The 643-nt window shown below is 25.3% G+C and carries 1 protein-coding gene; it reads left to right on the top strand.

What is annotated here, in order from left to right:
• Positions 1-298 (top strand): methyltransferase (locus tag V2H77_RS00180; protein ID WP_341497195.1); only part of this gene is annotated, 298 nt, incomplete at its 5' end.
• Positions 299-643 lie beyond the last annotated feature (345 nt).

Below are 643 nucleotides of genomic sequence, written 5' to 3'. Positions count from 1 at the left end.
TGATTTATATATTTTAAAGAATATTATCCACGATTGGCCTGATGATAAAGCAGTATTAATTTTAGAAAATTGCCGTAAGGCAATGGATAATGATTCAAAGATTTTATTGATAAGTTATATGAAAAAACCACAATCTAAAGCGGTGATATATTTAGACATGTTAATGGATGTACTATTTTCAGGAAAAGAGCGTTATTTAACGGAATTAGAACGTTTGGCTAATCAAGCAGGATTGGTTATTCAAGATGTTAAGGATATTGATGAATTATCTTCAATTGTTCAATTGGGAATAAAATAACGTAAAGATAATTATATGGATATTGCTTCTCGAAAGAATATGTAATAAGCATGGTGTCAAGATATTTGGCATCATGCTTGTTTTATATTAATAAAATATATAGGTGTTAAAATGGAGATCAAATTTATTCTCTGGGGGTGAAAATTATTTAAGTAGAAATAAATAGATTAAATCATTTTTTTAAAAATCCCTAAGAAGAGTTAATTGTAATCTTCATCATTTTTTTCTATTATATTTAATATAGTCTGATAAGGAACAATTTGAATCTCTAAAATACATAATCAAGGTAAGTTAATAATTTGTAAAATAAGGAGAATAATATCTTTATTATATCACTAGAAATGA

Origin of the sequence: Photorhabdus sp. P32 (assembly GCF_038085095.1) — a bacterium.
Taxonomy (GTDB): Bacteria; Pseudomonadota; Gammaproteobacteria; order Enterobacterales; family Enterobacteriaceae; genus Photorhabdus; species Photorhabdus luminescens.
Note: the sequence above shows the minus strand (reverse complement) of the source record. Positions and strands in the feature narration are given on the sequence as shown.